Genomic DNA, 2,333 nt, shown 5'->3' with positions numbered 1-2,333 from the left:
GAGCTGGAAGTATCCAGCCCGCTCCGCAGAGAGCTTCCTGGGCCCCTGGGGGCTCCGCACCTCACGGATCCGGAAGTCCATCGCATCCCCTGAACTGGGGTGTTGCGACAACCACTAGAACCCAAGGTTCGCGGCGGGGGGCCTTTTGCGTGTGGTCGGGGTGGGGTGGCCCGGGCGGGGGGCGTCGGGTGGTGACGGGGTGTTCGTGGGGCGGGATAGTGGGGGTATGTGTCGATCGATTAAGACGTTGCGTCCGCCCGCGATTCCGGAGAAGGCAACCGAGGAGGAGATAAGGGCCGCCGCCTTGCAGTACGTGCGGAAGGTGTCCGGTTTCAGGGCGCCCGCCGCGCACAACCAGGAGGTATTCGCCGCCGCCGTCGACGCGGTCGCGGAGGCTACGAGGGAGCTGCTGGAGGGGATTCACGTCAGAGGGGCCGGGGCGGCGGCAGCCGAGGCCGGGTAAGGGCTGGGCGGGCGGTCATGCTGCCGCCGGGACGGCGTTCTCCTTCAGGGGGACCACCGCGACCGGGCAGCCGGTGTGGAGGAGTACCGCGTTGGTGACGGAGCCCAGGCGCGGGGAGAGCGGGCGCTTGCGGTGGCGGCCGATGACGATCAGGTCCGCGGCCTGGGAGGCGGCCACCAGGTGGCCCGCCGCGTCGCCGGGCGCCGACACCTGCTCGATCTCCACCTCCGGGAACCGCTCGGCGTACGGGCGCAGGTGCGCGGCGGTCAGGGCCGCGACCTCGTGGGCGTTGGCGGTCTCCCCGTGCGAGGCCGTGGCGATGGCGCCGGCGGTGGTGAAGGTCCGGCCGGGCCAGGCGTGCGCGGCGACGACCTGGAGCCGGGCCCCGCGCCGGGCCGCCTCGCGGAAGGCGAAGTAGGTGGTGCTCGCGTCGGGGGCCGCGCTGTTGAGGCCGAGTACGACCTGCCCGTACGGGTCGCGCAGGGGCGGCTCGGCGCGCGGCACGACCACCACGGGGCAGGCGGCCTGGGCGGCGCAGGCTATGCCGTTCGAGCCGAGGAGGAGGCTGGCGAAGCCGCCGCGGCCGCGCGAGCCGAGGACCATGAGCTGGGCGTCCTCGCCGAGGCCGGGCAGTACGTGGTCGGGGGCGCCGGGGTACGAGGCGTACTCGATCGGAGGGAGCCCGGCGCGGCCGTCGAGGGCCTCGCGGACCCGGATCAGTACGGGGTCGTCGTCGAGGCCGGGCGCGTCGAAGGCCCCGGACAGGGCCGCGCCGACGGTGTCCATGTAGAGGCGGGCGTGCACGATGCGCAGCGGGGCTCCGGCCATCAGGGCCTGGGAGACGGCCCATTCCAGGGCCCGGTTGCCGTTCGCGGAACCGTCTACGGCGGCGATCACGGGGCGCGGGCTCTGGTCCATGGCGGGCTCCTTGGGGGGCAGCGGTGCGTGGACTCAGCCTTGCGGGAGGGGGCTCCGGGCGGGAGTGGGGAAAGTCCCGAACGGGGCGGGACCATCGGCCACTCCCGTGGCGGGGGAGGGGAGTACGGGTCGGGGCGGCTCAGGAGGCGTGGCCCGTGCGGCGGCGCAGGATCCAGGCGCCGGCACCCAGCGCACAGGCCACGAGGGAGCCTCCGATCGCGATCTGGCCCGTGCTCATGGAGCCGACGCTGCCGCCGAGTCCACCGCGGGCGGCGCCAGGGGTGATGTTCAGCGCCACGGTGACGCGCTCGCCGCCGGGTCCGCCGCACTCGAAGGTGACGGGGTGTGAGCCCGCGCTGATGTTCCGGGAGGTGATGGCGGAGCCGAAGAGGTTGGTGGCCTCGGCGTTGCCGGGGGTCAGCCAGACGTCGCCGAAGGCGCGGGAGGTGGCCTTGCCGGTGCGGGTGCCGCAGCCGGTGACGTTGAGGCTGACCCGGCCCCCGGGGGCGACGTTGGTCGGGGAGACGCTGCCGGAGGGCTGGGCCTGGGCGAGGGTCGGTGGAGCGGCCGCGGCGAAGGCGACGGTCACGGCGGCGACGGCCAGCAGGCGGGGGAGGGGGCGGTACCGGCGGGGGCTGTGGGGGGTGGCGGACATGGAGAGGACTCCTCGGGCTCCGGGAACGGCGCGGCGCGGATTCGAGTGCGCACCGTTCTCTGGACGCTAGGAGCCCGGCGCGGCCGCGGCGATCGCTGCCGGGTGAACGGGTGAGCCACTGCTCCGCCCGGGGGAGGCGGGGTGGGGCGGGGAGGGGAAGGGCGTGGTGAAGGCCGGGCGTGGTGCGGGGCCTGGCGTGGGACGGGGCCTGGTGTGGTGCGGGGCGTGGTGTGGGACGGGGCCTGGTGTGGTGCGGGGCCTGGTGTGGGGCGGGCCTGGTGTGGGGCGGAGCGGGCG

3 protein-coding genes are annotated in these 2,333 nt (G+C 75.0%); 1 reads left to right on the top strand and 2 read right to left on the bottom strand.

Translation table 11 applies throughout. The features are described 5' to 3' along the window. Positions 1 to 226: 226 nt before the first annotated feature. A complete protein-coding gene (locus AC061S_RS44300) occupies positions 227 to 463 on the top strand; it encodes a DUF2277 family protein (protein ID WP_478691554.1) in 237 nt (78 codons plus the stop codon). A 15-nt stretch (positions 464 to 478) separates the two neighbouring features. Here AC061S_RS44300 and AC061S_RS44295 read toward each other — a convergent pair whose 3' ends face one another. Both AC061S_RS44295 and AC061S_RS44290 read right to left on the bottom strand, forming a co-directional pair. Next, positions 479 to 1,381: a universal stress protein gene (locus AC061S_RS44295; RefSeq protein WP_478691553.1), complete on the bottom strand. Its 903-nt coding sequence runs from the start codon at positions 1,379 to 1,381 to the stop codon at positions 479 to 481. A 139-nt stretch (positions 1,382 to 1,520) separates the two neighbouring features. Then, positions 1,521 to 2,036 (bottom strand): hypothetical protein, encoded by a 516-nt coding sequence (locus AC061S_RS44290; RefSeq protein ID WP_478691552.1) that lies wholly within the window; start codon positions 2,034 to 2,036, stop codon positions 1,521 to 1,523. Between the last annotated feature and the right edge of the window lie 297 nt (positions 2,037 to 2,333).

The organism is Streptomyces sp. CA189 (assembly GCF_056428985.1).
Note: the sequence above shows the minus strand (reverse complement) of the source record. Positions and strands in the feature narration are given on the sequence as shown.

Bases quoted from the DNA above. Each gene is read 5' to 3' on its own strand.
- AC061S_RS44300 (WP_478691554.1), top strand. From the start codon at position 227: ATGTGTCGATCGATTAAGACGTTGCGTCCGCCCGCGATTCCGGAGAAG.
- AC061S_RS44295 (WP_478691553.1), bottom strand. From the start codon at position 1,381: ATGGACCAGAGCCCGCGCCCCGTGATCGCCGCCGTAGACGGTTCCGCG.
- AC061S_RS44290 (WP_478691552.1), bottom strand. From the start codon at position 2,036: ATGTCCGCCACCCCCCACAGCCCCCGCCGGTACCGCCCCCTCCCCCGC.